This window comes from Streptomyces sp. NPDC057702, from assembly GCF_042799315.1.
Lineage (GTDB): Bacteria > Actinomycetota > Actinomycetes > Streptomycetales > Streptomycetaceae > Streptomyces.
Map to the genome: position 1 here is coordinate 221,074 of NZ_JBHVJC010000002.1, position 13,882 is coordinate 234,955.

Annotated in this window: 13 protein-coding genes; 4 read left to right on the forward strand and 9 right to left on the reverse strand. The window is 75.2% G+C overall.

Going from position 1 to position 13,882, the window contains the following annotated elements; genetic code table 11:
* Positions 1-58: 58 nt before the first annotated feature.
* The 3 genes from argH to ACFVFR_RS02395 all read right to left on the reverse strand — a co-directional run bounded on the left by argH (position 59) and on the right by ACFVFR_RS02395 (position 3,331).
* Entirely contained in the window at positions 59-1,486 is a 1,428-nt protein-coding gene (gene argH / locus ACFVFR_RS02385) for an argininosuccinate lyase (RefSeq protein ID WP_383697254.1), read from the reverse strand.
* Positions 1,487-1,580: 94 nt separating this feature from the next.
* Positions 1,581-2,774 (reverse strand): argininosuccinate synthase, encoded by a 1,194-nt coding sequence (locus ACFVFR_RS02390; RefSeq protein WP_383697257.1) that lies wholly within the window; start codon positions 2,772-2,774, stop codon positions 1,581-1,583.
* Positions 2,775-2,962: 188 nt separating this feature from the next.
* Positions 2,963-3,331, reverse strand: a complete 369-nt coding sequence (locus tag ACFVFR_RS02395; RefSeq protein ID WP_383697259.1) for a DUF488 domain-containing protein — start codon at positions 3,329-3,331, stop codon at positions 2,963-2,965.
* Positions 3,332-3,377: 46 nt separating this feature from the next.
* Here ACFVFR_RS02395 and ACFVFR_RS02400 point away from each other — a divergent pair, with 46 nt between their 5' ends.
* Entirely contained in the window at positions 3,378-4,016 is a 639-nt protein-coding gene (locus ACFVFR_RS02400; RefSeq protein WP_383697261.1) for a pyridoxamine 5'-phosphate oxidase family protein, read from the forward strand.
* Positions 4,017-4,247: 231 nt separating this feature from the next.
* On the opposite strand, the gene ACFVFR_RS02405 is transcribed toward ACFVFR_RS02400, so the two are convergent.
* Positions 4,248-5,024 carry a hypothetical protein gene (locus tag ACFVFR_RS02405; RefSeq protein ID WP_383697263.1) on the reverse strand — a complete coding sequence of 259 codons (777 nt, stop codon included), beginning with the start codon at positions 5,022-5,024 and terminating at the stop codon, positions 4,248-4,250.
* A 442-nt stretch (positions 5,025-5,466) separates the two neighbouring features.
* Between ACFVFR_RS02405 and ACFVFR_RS02410 the strand changes: the two genes are divergently transcribed.
* The 3 genes from ACFVFR_RS02410 to ACFVFR_RS02420 all read left to right on the forward strand — a co-directional run bounded on the left by ACFVFR_RS02410 (position 5,467) and on the right by ACFVFR_RS02420 (position 10,055).
* A complete protein-coding gene (locus ACFVFR_RS02410; protein ID WP_383697266.1) occupies positions 5,467-5,913 on the forward strand; it encodes a nuclear transport factor 2 family protein in 447 nt (148 codons plus the stop codon).
* A 205-nt stretch (positions 5,914-6,118) separates the two neighbouring features.
* Positions 6,119-6,439, forward strand: coding sequence for a nuclear transport factor 2 family protein (locus ACFVFR_RS02415; RefSeq protein ID WP_383697269.1), 321 nt, complete (start codon positions 6,119-6,121; stop codon positions 6,437-6,439).
* Positions 6,440-6,632: 193 nt separating this feature from the next.
* Positions 6,633-10,055, forward strand: a complete 3,423-nt coding sequence (locus tag ACFVFR_RS02420) for a BTAD domain-containing putative transcriptional regulator (protein ID WP_383697271.1) — start codon at positions 6,633-6,635, stop codon at positions 10,053-10,055.
* 239 nt (positions 10,056-10,294) lie between these two features.
* Here the strand turns inward: ACFVFR_RS02420 and ACFVFR_RS02425 are convergent, their stop codons facing one another.
* From ACFVFR_RS02425 to ACFVFR_RS02445, 5 genes are all read right to left on the reverse strand, one after another.
* Positions 10,295-10,612, reverse strand: a complete 318-nt coding sequence (locus ACFVFR_RS02425) for an AzlD domain-containing protein (RefSeq protein WP_383697273.1) — start codon at positions 10,610-10,612, stop codon at positions 10,295-10,297.
* Positions 10,609-11,322 (reverse strand): AzlC family ABC transporter permease, encoded by a 714-nt coding sequence (locus tag ACFVFR_RS02430; protein ID WP_383697276.1) that lies wholly within the window; start codon positions 11,320-11,322, stop codon positions 10,609-10,611. The genes ACFVFR_RS02425 and ACFVFR_RS02430 overlap by 4 nt, the downstream gene beginning before the upstream one ends.
* A gap of 181 nt (positions 11,323-11,503) precedes the next feature.
* Positions 11,504-11,959, reverse strand: a complete 456-nt coding sequence (locus ACFVFR_RS02435) for a nuclear transport factor 2 family protein (protein ID WP_383697279.1) — start codon at positions 11,957-11,959, stop codon at positions 11,504-11,506.
* Positions 11,956-13,215 (reverse strand): DUF6421 family protein, encoded by a 1,260-nt coding sequence (locus tag ACFVFR_RS02440; protein ID WP_383697282.1) that lies wholly within the window; start codon positions 13,213-13,215, stop codon positions 11,956-11,958. Before ACFVFR_RS02440 ends, ACFVFR_RS02435 begins: the two co-directional genes overlap by 4 nt.
* A complete protein-coding gene (locus ACFVFR_RS02445) occupies positions 13,212-13,781 on the reverse strand; it encodes a bacilysin biosynthesis protein BacA (protein WP_383697285.1) in 570 nt (189 codons plus the stop codon). Before ACFVFR_RS02445 ends, ACFVFR_RS02440 begins: the two co-directional genes overlap by 4 nt.
* Between the last annotated feature and the right edge of the window lie 101 nt (positions 13,782-13,882).

The following is a 13,882-nucleotide window of genomic DNA, read 5'->3' on the forward strand; positions in this document are numbered from 1 at the left end:
CCTGCCCGGCCTCGTGCGGCGCGAGGGCGCGAGCGCAGCCGCCGCGCGCCCGGACGCGCTAGCGCTTGGCCTCGGTCCACTCGCGCTGGACGACCAGGTCCGCCTTGATCTCGGCGAGCTGGACGGCGACGGCCGAGGGCGCGGTGCCGCCCCGCCCGTCACGCGAGGCCAGCGCGCCGGAGACGCTGAGCACCGAACGGACCTCGGGCGTCAGATGTGGTGAGATCGCGGCGAACTGCTCGTCGGTGAGCTGGTCGAGCTCGATGCCCGCCGCCTCGCACACCTTCACGCACTCCCCGGCCACCTCGTGCGCGACCCGGAACGGCACGCCCTGCCGGACCAGCCACTCGGCGATGTCGGTGGCGAGCGAGAAGCCGGCGGGGGCCAGTGCGGCCATCCGCTCCTCGTGCACGGTGAGGGTGGCCATCATCCCGGTGAACGCCGGCAGCAGGACCTCCAGCTGGTCACAGGAGTCGAAGACCGGCTCCTTGTCCTCCTGCAGGTCGCGGTTGTACGCCAGCGGCAGCGCCTTCAGCGTGGCCAGCAGCCCCGTCAGGTTGCCGATCAGACGGCCCGACTTGCCCCGCGCCAGCTCGGCGATGTCCGGGTTCTTCTTCTGCGGCATGATCGAGGAGCCGGTGGAGAACGCGTCGTGCAGCGTCACGAAGGAGAACTCCTTCGTGTTCCACAGGATGACCTCCTCCGCGATCCGGGACAGGTCGACGCCGATCATGGCCGTGATGAAGGCGAACTCGGCGGCGAAGTCACGGGCGGCCGTGCCGTCGATGGAGTTGCCGGACGCGCCGCGCTCGAAGCCGAGGTCGGCCGCGACCGCCTCCGGGTCGAGCCCGAGCGAGGAGCCGGCCAGCGCGCCGGAGCCGTACGGCGAGACGGCGGTGCGCTCGTCCCACTGCCGCAGCCGCTCCGCGTCCCGGCCCAGCGCCTGCACGTGGGCCAGCACGTGGTGGGCGAAGAGCACCGGCTGGGCGTGCTGGAGGTGGGTGCGGCCGGGCATGGCGGCGGCCGGGTGCGCCTCGGCCAGGGAGACCAGCGCGTCCTGCAGGTCGGCGATCAGTCCGCCGACGATACGGGCGTGGTCGCGCAGGTACATCCGGAAGAGGGTGGCGATCTGGTCGTTGCGGGAGCGGCCAGCGCGCAGCTTGCCGCCGAGGTCGGGACCGAGACGCTCCAGCAGGCCGCGTTCCAGGGCGGTGTGCACGTCCTCGTCCGCGACGGTGCCCACGAACGCGCCGGTGGCGACGTCGGCCTCCAGCCGGTCGAGGCCCTCCAGCATGCGGGTCAGCTCGTCGACGGTGAGCAGCCCGGCGGTGTGCAGCACACGCGCGTGCGCGCGCGAGCCGGCGATGTCGTACGGGGCCAGCCGCCAGTCGAAGTGGACGGAGGCCGAGAGGGCGGCCAGGGCCTCGGCGGGGCCGTCGGCGAACCGTCCGCCCCACAGCCGGACGTCACCGCTGTTGCTGCTCAACTTTGCTCCTCAACAATCGCGCTCGAAGGTGGCGGGTGTGCGACCGCCTCCCCACCGGGAGGGCGAGGAGGCGGCGGTGGCGGCAGGGTACGTCTCAGGCCAGGTCGCGCTTGGCGGCGATCTTCGAGGACATGCCGAAGATCTCGATGAAGCCCTTGGACAGCGACTGGTCGAAGGTGTCGCCGGTGTCGTAGGTGGCCAGGTTGAAGTCGTACAGCGACTGCTCGGAGCGCCGACCGGTGACGACCGCGCGACCGCCGTGCAGGGTCATCCGGATCTCGCCCGACACCTGCTGGTTGGCCTCGGCGATGAAGCCGTCCAGAGCCCGCTTGAGCGGCGAGAACCACAGGCCGTCGTAGACCAGCTCGCTCCAGCGCTGCTCGACCTGGCGCTTGTAGCGGGCCAGTTCGCGCTCGACGGTGACGTTCTCCAGCTCCTGGTGGGCGGTGATCAGCGCGATGGCGCCGGGCGCCTCGTAGATCTCCCGGGACTTGATGCCCACCAGCCGGTCCTCGACCATGTCGATCCGGCCGATGCCCTGCGCCCCGGCGCGCTCGTTGAGCTGCTGGATGGCCTGCAGGACGGTGACGGGCTTGCCGTCGATGGCGACCGGCGCGCCCTCCTTGAAGGTGATGACGACCTCGTCGGCCTCGCGCGGGGTGGCGGGGTTGGACGTGTAGTCGTAGACGTCCTCGATCGGCGCGTTCCAGATGTCCTCCAGGAAGCCGGTCTCCACGGCCCGCCCGAAGACGTTCTGGTCGATGGAGTACGGCGACTTCTTGGTGGTCGCGATCGGGAGGTTGTTCTCCTCGCAGAAGGCGATGGCCTTGTCCCGGGTCATGGCGTAGTCACGGACCGGGGCGATGCACTTCAGGTCGGGGGCCAGCGAGGAGATGCCGGCCTCGAACCGCACCTGGTCGTTGCCCTTGCCGGTGCAGCCGTGGGCCACGGTGCTCGCGCCGTGCTTGTGCGCGGCGGCCACCAGGTGCTTGACGATGGTGGGCCGGGAGAGGGCGGAGACCAGCGGGTAGCGGTCCATGTAGAGCGCGTTGGCCTTGATCGCCGGGAGGCAGTACTCGTCGGCGAACTCGTCCCGGGCGTCGGCCACCTCCGCCTCCACCGCACCGCAGGCGAGCGCGCGCTTGCGGATGACGTCCAGGTCCTCGCCGCCCTGTCCGACGTCCACGGCCACGGCGATGACCTCCGCACCCGTCTTCTCGGCGATCCAACCGATGCAGACGGAGGTGTCCAGGCCGCCCGAGTAGGCGAGTACGACGCGCTCGGTCACGGGTTTCTCCTTACGATGCATACGCTGACTGGCATAATTATGCATCGCTCCGTATGTTTCGTCAACGCGCCACGGAGGGGGTGTCGGGGGCACACCCGCCGACCCCCTCCCGCGTGGGGTGCGCGGGCCGGCCCGGTGCGCGGGAGCGCGCCCACCCGGGGGCCGGCCCGGAGGGCGGGCGGTCCGGCTCAGTCCGCCCCGCGCAGCTCCTCGGCCAGGACGCTGGCGTGGCTGAGCGACAGGTCCCGCGTCGCGGTCAGCAGGGTCAGGGGGCCGTCCGTGGCCCGCTCGCGTAGCTGGCCCAGCGCGGCACGGGCGGCGGGCTCGGCCAGTTCGGCCCGGTAGCGGCGGGAGAACTCGTCGAGCCGCGCCGGGTCGTGTCCGTACCAGCGGCGCAGCTCCGTGGAGGGCGCCGCGTCCTTGCACCAGTCGTCCAGGTGCGCGGCGGCCTTGGCCAGCCCGCGCGGCCAGATCCGGTCGACCAGCACCCGGGCCCCGTCGCCCGACTCCGGCTCCTCGTACACCCGGCGCACGCGCACCGTCGTGTCTCGCGTCATGAACGCCTCCAGTCATCGTCCAGCCCCGTTGTTCATGATGTGGGGTATGGGAAAGACATACACAGGCATAGAGGGTCGACTGCGGACGTTCATCGAGGCACAGAAGATCTTCTTCACCGGCACCGCGCCGCTGTCCGGCGACGGCACGGTCAACCTCTCGCCCAAGGGCGTCTCCGGGTCGTTCGCGGTCCTGGACGAGCGGACCGTGGCCTATCTCGACTTCGCCGGCAGCAACGCCGAGACCATCGCCCACCTGCGGGAGAACGGCCGCATCACGCTGATGTGGTGTGCCTTCGACGGGCCGCCGAACATCGTGCGGGTCCACGGGCGCGGCGAGCCCGTCTTCCGGGACGACCCGCGCTGGACGCAACTGCTGGGCCACTTCCCCACCGTGGACCCCACGCCGCACGGCCTGCGGGCCATCATCGTCGTGACGGCCGACCTGATCCGCGACACCTGCGGTTACGCCGTCCCGTTGATGGACTACCGGGAGGACCGTGACCTGCACGCCCGGCGCTTCGCGCGCGAGGACGACGCCTCGCTCGACGCGTACTTCCAGCGCAAGGAGTACATCGGCACGAGCATCGACGGCCTGCCCGGCCTCCCGCTACCGCTGCCGCCGTCGTCGCCTCCCGCCGACCTCCCGGAGGCGCCCCGCGTCCCCGGGCCGCGCTCGCCCGCCTGAGTCGGCGGGTCAGCGGCGGCGGGGCCGGCGCGCCGGATGCGAGCCGACCAGCGGCGGGAGAAAGAGGCCGGCCCCACCCGCCGCCACGGGTGAGCCGGCGGCCGGGGCACCGGCCGCGAGGAGGGCCCGCGCCGTCCGGCCACCGGCGGCCGGTCCGCCGGCCCCGTGCCGCGCCCCGTCCGTCGGCTTACGCGCGGGGTCGGCCCGCCGGGGCCGGTGCGCCACCGTCCGTCAGCGCGCCCACGCCCGGCGCAGCGCGGCGATCTCCTCCGGCGTGCTCGCGCGGGCGATGTAGGGGATGTCGAGCAGATGGCGGGTGTGCTCCTCGCCCATCCGTTCGCGCACCACGTGGGCGTCGGCGAGGACCTGGGCGTAGAGGGACGCGCCGTCCATGCAGAAGACGTCGATCAGGGTGAGGCGGCCGTCCAGGGCGCGGCGTACGTTGCCCTCGTTCAGGTCGATGCCGTCCCACCAGGGCGTGTTCTGCCGGTAGGCGGCGTTCACGTGCTGGGCCGCCTCGTGTACGGCGGCGAAGTCGGGGTCCCCGGCGATCTCGGGGAGCAGCGCCGCCGCGTCCACGGCCGCCCCGCGCGGGGCGCTCGCGTCCGAGGTGACCGACTGCGGTACGGAGGTCGGGCGCTCGCTCCAGTGGTGTTGGACCGCGAGGGCCACCGCCTTGTCCACCGGAGTCAGGAACTCCATGACCGTCAGCGTGCCGCCGCCGGCCAGCGCCTCGGCCCGCTCGACGCGCGGCAGATAGGGGTTGCCCGCGCAGCGCTGGCACAGGTCGAGGAAGGCCGCGTACGCCGGGTCGAAGGGGCACACCCGGGCGGCGAGGTGGCCGCTGGGCGAGCGCAGCCCCACCGCCCAGTCGCCGACGCCGCACGGGACCCAGCCCAGGGCGACGAGACGGGCCGTCGCGTCGCGGTGCGTGCCCCGCGCCCAGGGGTGGTCGGCGAGCGGGGCCAGATCGGCACTGACGGTCGTCGGGTGATCGAAGGTGTGCATCCGGGCAGCCTAGAAGCCGAAGTGCGGGCGGGGACACCGGATTTCACGACGCCCCGGCGCCACCCCGACCGCCCCGCCAGACATGCCGCCGGGCCGCTCCCCCGCCACCCGCACCGCACGGCCGCCGCCCTCCCCCGGGCCGCGTGCCCCACACGCCCGCCGCGCCCCACGTCCCACCGCCCCGTCACCGGTCCGCGAGCCGGCGGGCGCGCCGACGCGGGACCCGGGTCGGGCCGAGCTCCCGCCGCGGGCCGGGCTCGCGCGGCGCGGGGCGCGGTCGCCGGCGCGAGCCGGGCGTGCCCCAACAGGGTGTACGGCGAACGCTAGTTGGCCCGCGCGTGCCGGGCCCGTAGTGGGCGAAGTTGTGGCAAGGTGTCGCGGTGTCGGGGGAAGAGTGCGAGCCTGGAACACGCCGCCGAGCGCGTGCGTAAGGAGCTGACACATGTCCACAGAGAGCACCCGCGCCACCATCGACGCCTACCTGGGCAGGACCCGGGCCCGCGACCTGGACGGCGCGGTGGCGCTGTTCTCCGAGGACGTCGACTGGGACGCGCCGGCCTCGGGCGCGGCTCCCTGGTCGGGGCGGCGCTCCTCGCGTGCCGAGGTCGCGGAGTTCTTCCGGCTGTTGCACACCTATCTCGCGCCCCAGGACTTCACCGTCACGCACACCGTGGTCGAGGGCGAGCAGGGCGTGATCATCGGGCATCTGACGGACACCGTGAGGGCCACCGGCGCGACGCTGGCCACGCCGTTCGCCGCCCATGTCACCGTGCGGGACGGCCAGATCGTCGGCTACCGCCTCTTCGAGGACACCCACGCGCTGGCGAAGGCGCTCAACGGGGTGCCCGGCCCGCCCGGCGCGGGCGAGGCGGACGCCCCCGCCGGCTGACCGCGCCCGCACCACACCCCGCCGACCGACCCCGGCCCCGACAGCCCGAGCGCGGCCCGGCCCCCGCCCCGCCGGTGTCGCGGCCCCGTCGCCCCACGCCGGGGCGGGCCCCGCGCCCACCGGGCACCCCGTACGTCGCCCCGCCGAGCCGCCCCGTGGGGGTGGCTCGGCCGGCGAGGAGCACCAGCCAGAAAGGCCCCAGCCGATGAGCCTCAACGACACGTTGTCCCAGCCGGCGGTGCGCGCCTTCGTCGCGGCCGTCAACGCCTGCGACCGCGACGCCCTGTGGGCCACGCTCACGCCCGACGCGTCCATGACCGACGACGAGAAGGAGCACAACCTCGTCGAGTGGGCCGAGCGGGAGGTCTTCACCTCCCACCCCAGCATGGACGTCGAGTGGGAGTCGCCGGACGGGCTGTCGCTGCGCGCCCGCTACCACAACGACGTCTGGGGCGACCTGTCCTCCGCGTGGACGTTCACGCTCACCGACGGGAAGATCAGCCACTTCGCGGCCGGGCCGGCCTGAGGGGCGACCGGCCGGCCCCGGCCGGGCGGCCCGCCGACGGTTCGGCGGCGCGCGAGGGGCCCGCGCCGCAGGGCCCAGGGCCCGCCCCGGGCGGGCGGTCGACGTCGCGTGCCGGTCTGGCCGCCCCCCGGTGCCAGCGCCGCCGCCCCCAGCCCATCGACCCACACGGCGACGGTCACAGGAGGGGAGCCGGGTGAGCCACCCTCCGGGGGACGCCGCGAGCACCACGGGGAACACGGCGGTACGTCTGCGGCTGCTGGGCCCGGTGGGCATCGAGGTGGACGGCCGGGCGGTCAGCCTCGGCCCGCAGCAGTGCGCGCTGCTCGCCCTCCTCGCGCTGGCCGGCGGACGGGCGGTGAGCACCGCGCGGATCGTGGACGCCCTGTGGGAGGGCGCGGCGCCGGGCGGCGCGGTGACCACCCTGCGCACCCACATCCTGCACCTGCGGCGCATCCTGGAGCCCGAGCGCCGGGCCAGGGACGGCTTCCGCGTCCTGGTCAGCTCGGGCGGTCGCAGCAACACCAACTACGCGCTGCACCTGGCCGAGCGGGACGTGGACGCGCTGTGGTTCCTGCGCCTGGCCCGCCAGGCGCGGCAGGCGCTGGCCGCCGGCGACGCCCGGGGCGCCGTCACGCACTGGGACGCGGCCCTGGCCCTGTGGACGGGGCCCGCGCTGGACGGCGTACGCGAGCGGGGCTTCGCGCTCGCGGAGGCGGAACGGCTCACCGAGATGCGGGTGGTGGCCCGGGAGGAGCGGGTGGACGCGCTGCTCGGGCTCGGCCGCGACGAGGAGGCCATCGACGAACTCGGCACCCTCGTCGAGGAGCATCCGCTGCGCGAACGGCCCCGCTGCCAGCTCGTCCTGGCGCTCTACCGGGCGGGGCGGCAGGCCGACGCGCTCGGCGCCTACCGCGACGTACGCCGGGTACTGGACGTCGAGTTGGGCATCCAGCCGGGGCGCGCGCTCCAGGAGCTCCACCAGCGGGTGCTGAACGCGGACCCGACCCTGCACCTCGACACACCCACGACAGCACCCGCGCCCCCGCCGGCGACGGCGGAGCCCGCGCCGGCCGCCCCCGCCACCGGTCCGCCCGCCGCCGCCGCGCCGCCGGCTCCCGTCGGGGCGGCTCCCGTGCCGCGTCAACTGCCGCTGGACGTGGCCGGGTTCACGGGGCGGGTGGAGCGGCTGCGGGAGCTGGACGCGCAGCTCGCCGTGCGCTCCCAGGCGGCCGAGCGGACGCTGGTGATCTCCTCCGTCTCGGGCATGGCCGGCGTCGGCAAGACGTCGCTGGCCGTGCACTGGATGCACCGGGTGGCCGACCGCTTTCCCGACGGGCAGCTCTACGTGAGCCTGCGCGGCTACGCGCCGGGCGCGCCGCTGGCGCCCGAGGAGGCGCTGGGCCAGTTGCTGCGCGCCCTGGGGGTGCCGATCGGGCACCTGCCGGAGGGGCAGGACGAGAAGGCGGCCCTGTACCGGTCGCTGCTGGCCGGCAAGCGGACCCTGATCCTGCTCGACGACGCCGCCGCGCTCGAACAGGTACGGCCCCTGCTGCCGGCCTCCCCCACCTGCTGTGTCGTGGTCACCAGCCGCAACGACCTGCGCGGCCTCACCGCCTTCCACGACGCGCACCACATCGACCTGGGGGCCTTCCAGGAGGAGGAGTCGCTGGCGCTGCTGGCCCGCGTCGTCGGCGCGGAGCGGGTGCGCGCGGAGCCCGAGGCCGCCGCCGAGATCACCCGGTTGTGCGGACACCTGCCGCTGGCCGTCCGGATCGCCGCCGCCAACCTGCTGGGCAGCCGTGGGCGCACCCTGGCGGATCTGGCCGAGGACCTGCGCGAGGGCGACCGGCTGGCGGAGCTGTCCACGGGCGAGGAGTGGGCGACGGCGGTGGCGGGCCCCTTCGACCTGTCCTACCAGGCGCTGCCCGAGCCGGACCGGCGGCTGTTCCGCCTCCTTGGCCTGATGCCCGGTGCCGAGTTCTCCACCCGGGCCGCGGCCGTGCTGGCCGGGCTACCGGAGCGGGAGGCGGCCCGGCGGCTGGATCGGCTGTGCGCCCGGAGCCTGTTGGAGTCCTTCCGTCCCGGCCGCTTCCACCTGCACGAACTGCTGCGGCTGCACGGCCGGGACAAGGCGTCGCGCGGCGAGGCGCGGGACCGCGAGGCCGCCACCGGGCGCCTGTTCGCGTGGTACCTGGCCACCGCCGACAGCGCGGCGCAGCGGCTGTACGGGACGTTCTACTCGTGGTTCGCCGAGCCACCGCCCCCGCCCGACGACCCGCTGGCGGCGCCGCTGGCGTTCGCCGACAAGCAGGCGGCGCTCGGCTGGTTGGAGACCGAGCGGGGCAACCTGCTGGCCTGTGTCGAGCACACCGCCGAGCACGGCCCGTACCCGGTCGCCTGGCGCATCGCCCAGGTGCTGCACGGCTATCTGATGGCGCACGGGCAGCGCACGGACTGGCTGCGCGCCGCCGACGCCGGGTTGCGTGCCGCCGACGCCGACCAGGACGGGTACGGCCGGGCGGTCATGCACTGGAGCCTGGGGTACGTGCACTGGGAGCTGGCCCAGCACGAGAAGGCCCTGTGGCACAGCGAACGGGCCGAGCGCCTGTACGCGCGCGCCGGGCTGCTGGCCGAGAAGGGCGGGGCGCTCCTCGGGCTCGCCGCCGCCAGCCGGGAACGAGGACGGCTCGACACCGCGTACCACCACGCGCTGCGGGCCCGCGAGGTCTACCACGCGGTCAAGGAGCCGGCCGGGGAGATCTGGGCGTTGGCGCTGCTGGGCTTCACGTGCCTGGACCGGGGTCAGTTCGGGTCGGCGCACGCGCACTTCGCCGAGGGGCACGAGCTGAGCCGGTGCTCCAGCGACCCGCACGCGGCGCTGCTGCCGCTGTGGGGCCTGGGCGCCACGCTGCACGGCCTGGGCCGGTTGGCGGAGGCCGGCCGCGTCCTGCGGGACGCGCTGGAGGCCGCCGATCGACTGCCGTTCACCTACGCCGGTGAGGGCGTGCTGTGCTGTCTGGCGGTGCTCTGCCGAGACACCGGCGACCCGCGGATGGCGGTCAAACACGCCTCGGACGCCCTGCACACCACGCAGCGCACGCACCGGCGGCTGGTGGAGCCCGACGCGCTGAACGCGCTGGGCGCCGCGCTGCTGACGATGGACGACGTGGCCGGCGCGCTGGAGCGGCACGAACACGCGCTGCGGCTGGCCACGACGGCCGGTTGTCGCCGTGCCGAGGTCGCCGCCCGGGTCGGGCTCGCCGCCGCCTACCGGGTCCAGGGCACCTGCCGCGAGGCGCTGCCCCACGCGCACACCGCCCTGACCGTGGCCCGCCAGGCGGGCCTGCGCGTAGCCGAGGGCGAGGCCCTGACGGAACTGGCCGCCGTGCGGGCGGCGTCGCGCCAGCACGAGAAGGCGCGGGCGGCCGTGGAGCGCGCCCTGGTCGTCCACCGCGAGACCGGCTACCGGCCGGGCCTGGCCCGCGCCCTGGACCTGGCCGGCGCCCTGCTGCGGGAGCGCGACTCCCGCGCGGCCCAGCGCCATCAGCGCGAGGCGGGCGAGGTCTACGCCACGATGGGCCTGCCCGCCCCCGGCGCCCACACCGAGCCGAGCTGAACCACGGCGCCACCCTGCCTCCGGGCGACCGGGGAGGCCACCGGGCCGCTCGCCCTCCGGCCGAGCCGGGTGCGCGCGCCTCCTCGCGCCGGGTGCGCGTGCGGGCCGGGCCCCCGCGTGGGCCGCCGAGCCGGGTGACGTCCACACGGGCCCGGTCACATCCGTACGCGTCGGCCGCTTCCGTGTCCGGGCCGGGGCCGTCGCCCGTGGCGCCCGCCGTGGGCTCGGGTGGGGGCGCGTCAGGTCAGGGCGCGGGCGGCGGCCGTGGTGGCCGCCGCGACGAGCACGACCAGCGGCACCGGGGCCTTCAGCCGCCCGGCGACCAGGGCCGCGGCGAACCCGGTGACGCGGGCGTCGACGGCCAGGCCGTCGCCGTCGGGCCGCCCCAGGAGCTGGGTGACGACCAGCACGCAGAGCAGGGCCGGCGTCAGGTACTCCACGAAGCGCGGGAACCAGGCGGGCAGCGCGCGGTCCCCCATCACCAGCGACCCCGCGCCCTTGAGGAGGAAGGTCGTGGCCGCCAGGGCGATCAGGACGAGCCAGGTCGGATCGGTCACCGGGCCCGCCAGGTCGCCACGAGCGCGAGCAGGCAGGCCACGGCGATGGCCGCGTCGGGCAGGCCCGCGCCGGTCAGCAGCAGGGCGCCGGCAGCCGCCACCAGGGCCACCGGCCGCCGGCCCCGCCGACCGGCGGACCCCGTGTGCGGGGCCAGGAGCAGGAAGAACAGCACCGGTGAGACGACGTCCAGGCCGTAGCGGGTGACGTGCACGGCGGTGATCGGGCCGAGCGCCCCGGCCACGGTGCCGGCCACCCAGCCGAGCCAGAGCACGGCACCGGAGGAGAGCAGGCGCACCCGGTCGAAGCGGCCGTCGGCGTCGCTGGCGATCGCCCAGGACTCCTCGATGACCAGCTGTGACTCCACCGCGCGGCGGGCCCGACCGCCGCGCAGCGCGGGCAGGATGGCGAAGCCCATCACGAGGTAGCGCAGGTTGAGCAGGGTGCCCGCGAGGGCGGCGGCCACCCAGCCGCCCCCGCTGGCCAGCACCGAGACGGCCGCGAACTGGGAGGAGCCCACGAACACCAGCCCGGACAGGGTTGTCGCCGCCAGCGCGGAGAACCCGGAGCCCTTGGCCAGCACCCCGAAGGAGATGCCGAAGGCGAAGACGGCCACGGTGAAGGGCAGCGCCGCCCGCGCGCCCGCCCCGTAGGCCGCGCGCCGCCCCGCCATGGGCGCGCCCCGGCCCGGCGCGGGCGCGGCCTCGCTCACCGGCCCCCGCCCGCCGTGGTGACGGCGCCGGCGCACCGGCGGTCCGCGAGCGGCCGAGGGCCCGGCTCGCCGACCGCGACGGCGCGTGCGTGGACCGCGCGGACCGGCCGCGCCCCGTGCGCGGCCCCGGCGGGGAGCGTCCCGCCGGCGGAGGCGCGAGAGCGGGCCGGCGGGCCCGCGCTCACGTGGCGAACCCCCGCTCGGCGTACGGGAAGCCCTCCAGTTCGTTGGCCGGGGTGCTCTCGTCGCGGCGCGCGGCGTAGTAGATGCGCACCTCGTCGATGAGGCCGGCGTCGTTGAAGCGGTAGATCTCCACGCCGCGCAGGACGGTGCCCAGGCCCGGTTTGAAGCCGGTCCACTCGCAGACGGCGGTGCGGGTGCGCTCGTCGGCGAAGACGCCGTCCACCACCCAGGAGGAGGAGTGGGCCGCCACGTCGGCGCCCCAGCGCTCGACCATCGGGGCGATGCCGACGATGGGCCCGTGCATGCCCCGGGCGAGGTAGTGCACGACGTCCTCGGCCAGGCAGCGGGTGAACAGGTCGTGGTCCACGGTGTTGCACGCCTGGAAGTAGCGGCGGACGGCCGCCTCCATGTGGTCCGCGCTCAGCGCGGCCGGGTGCCGGTCGGTGGACGTCATGTCTCTCCCGGTACGAAGTGAAGCGGGGGGAGGGCGGCGAGTTGGCGGCGAGCCCGGCGCAGTACCCGCTGGTCGGCGGTGAACCGGTAGCGGTCGCCCGGCTCGCCGGCGGGCAGGAAGCGCCGCACGAACTCCCGTGCCTTTTCCCGGTAGTGCGCGGGGGAGGTCACGCGCGCCTCCAGGTCGGTGATGGCCGCCACGAGCTCGCCCAGCGCCGGCAGCAGCCGCTCGCGCTCCAGCGCGAAGCGCTCGCCGCGCGGGGTGAGCGCGCCCGTCGAACGCAGCCAGGAGAAGAGGAAGACCCCGGTGCCGGCGTCGAAGTTGCGTACGGCGTCCTCGGCCAGCGGATAGCGGAACACGCGCTCCAGCAGGATCATGGCGATCTGCTCCTCGGCGTAGGGCACCCCGCCCGCCGCGCAGGCGAGTGCGGTCTGGCAGTCCACCTTGGTCTCTTCGAGGAGTCCCACGAACCAGTTCGTCTTGAGTGTCAGGTGCTGGTCCAGCGGCCAGGCGCCCTGGTGGTGGAAGTAGTCGTGCAGGTATCCCCACAGCGAGCGGGCCTGGTAGCAGGTGTCGGCGTCCAGACCGCTGGAGGCGCGCGGGACCGACTCGGGGGTGAGGACGGCCTCGGCGGCGGGCAGCGCGTAGGTCTGGTGGATCGCGCGGAACTTGCTGAAGGTGAAGATCGCGTACGCCTGGGTGGTGATCTTGTCGTGGGCGGCCACGTTCTCCGGGAAGAAGACGAGGCAGTTGCCCTGGGCGAAGCCCGCGCTGCCCGCCAGGAGCACGGTGGCCTGCGCGGTGTTCCCCGGGTGCGGGTAGCGCGCGGCCACCGTCGCGAGGGAGCGCGGCTCGGCGCGGCGGACCAGGAAGAACTCCATGCGCTGGCCCACCGGCGGCACGCTGTTGGTGGTCCGCGTCGGCGCCAGGAACGCCGCCCACGCGCCGTCGGCCGGCGCCACCAGCGCGTCCCGGCTGCGCGCGAAGTGCGGCGGGGTGTCGAGCCCGGCGGCCAGCCAGTCGGCGACGTCCGCCCGCAGGGCCCGGGCCTGGTGTCGGCGCCCGTGCGCGGTGAACCAGCGCGCGGCCTGGTCGGTCAGCTCCCGCAGCGCTCTCGCGTCGGCCGGGGTGGGGGCGGCGATCGTGCCGTCGTCGCGCTGCTGGGCGCGGAAGGCGTCCACCCGCGGGATCACGGTGCGCACCAGGTCCCGCGTGGCGGGGGGCGGGGTGGCGGTGGGGCGCGCGGTGAGGCTCACGGCGCCGCCTCGATGACCTGGTGGACGGTGAAGACCATCGGCACCGCGCCGAAGTTGTGGACGATCCGCAACGCGTGGGCGCGGGCGGCCACCGCCGTGGTGATGCAGGCGTCGACCGCGCCGCCGGCGCAGTCGATGGCCGCCTGCGCGTTGCTCAGCGCGGGGCGCGCCTGGCAGGTGGGCGGCACCAGGCTGGCCGGGGCGGGGTGGGTGGCGACGGTGCGTGGCTCGCTGGGCGCGGTGGCCGAGACGGCCAGCACCATCTCGTGGGTGGGCATGAGGAAGCTGTCGACCATGCGGCAGGTGCGCAGGTTGTCGAAGACCAGGGTGTGCAGGTGCGGGTAGACGGCGCAGGCGACCAGCGCGTGCGCGCCGGTGCGGGGCAGGCCCTCCAGCGCCGACTCCAGCGAGGGGTGCAGGACGACCGTTCCGCTGCCGGTGAGACCACGGCGGTCAAGCCACCGCCGGGCGGCGGCCTCCAGGTTGGTCCCGGTGGGGCCGAGCGTGTGCAGTGTACGGATCAGGTCGACCGGGGACGGTGCTGCGGGCGCTACGCCTTCCGGCATGTCTCCCCCCAGTCCCCGCACGTGTGCACGGCACAGGTGTGGGCTCGGTGGTGGGCGTCGGCGGGTGCGGGGCAGCGTGTCGCCGCCGGCCAAGGGAGTGG

Bases quoted from the DNA above. Each gene is read 5' to 3' on its own strand.
- ACFVFR_RS02405 (WP_383697263.1), bottom strand. From the start codon at position 5,024: ATGCACACCTTCGATCACCCGACGACCGTCAGTGCCGATCTGGCCCCG.
- ACFVFR_RS02445 (WP_383697285.1), bottom strand. From the start codon at position 13,781: ATGCCGGAAGGCGTAGCGCCCGCAGCACCGTCCCCGGTCGACCTGATC.
- ACFVFR_RS02415 (WP_383697269.1), top strand. From the start codon at position 6,119: ATGAGCCTCAACGACACGTTGTCCCAGCCGGCGGTGCGCGCCTTCGTC.
- ACFVFR_RS02400 (WP_383697261.1), top strand. From the start codon at position 3,378: ATGGGAAAGACATACACAGGCATAGAGGGTCGACTGCGGACGTTCATC.
- ACFVFR_RS02410 (WP_383697266.1), top strand. From the start codon at position 5,467: ATGTCCACAGAGAGCACCCGCGCCACCATCGACGCCTACCTGGGCAGG.
- ACFVFR_RS02435 (WP_383697279.1), bottom strand. From the start codon at position 11,959: ATGACGTCCACCGACCGGCACCCGGCCGCGCTGAGCGCGGACCACATG.
- ACFVFR_RS02395 (WP_383697259.1), bottom strand. From the start codon at position 3,331: ATGACGCGAGACACGACGGTGCGCGTGCGCCGGGTGTACGAGGAGCCG.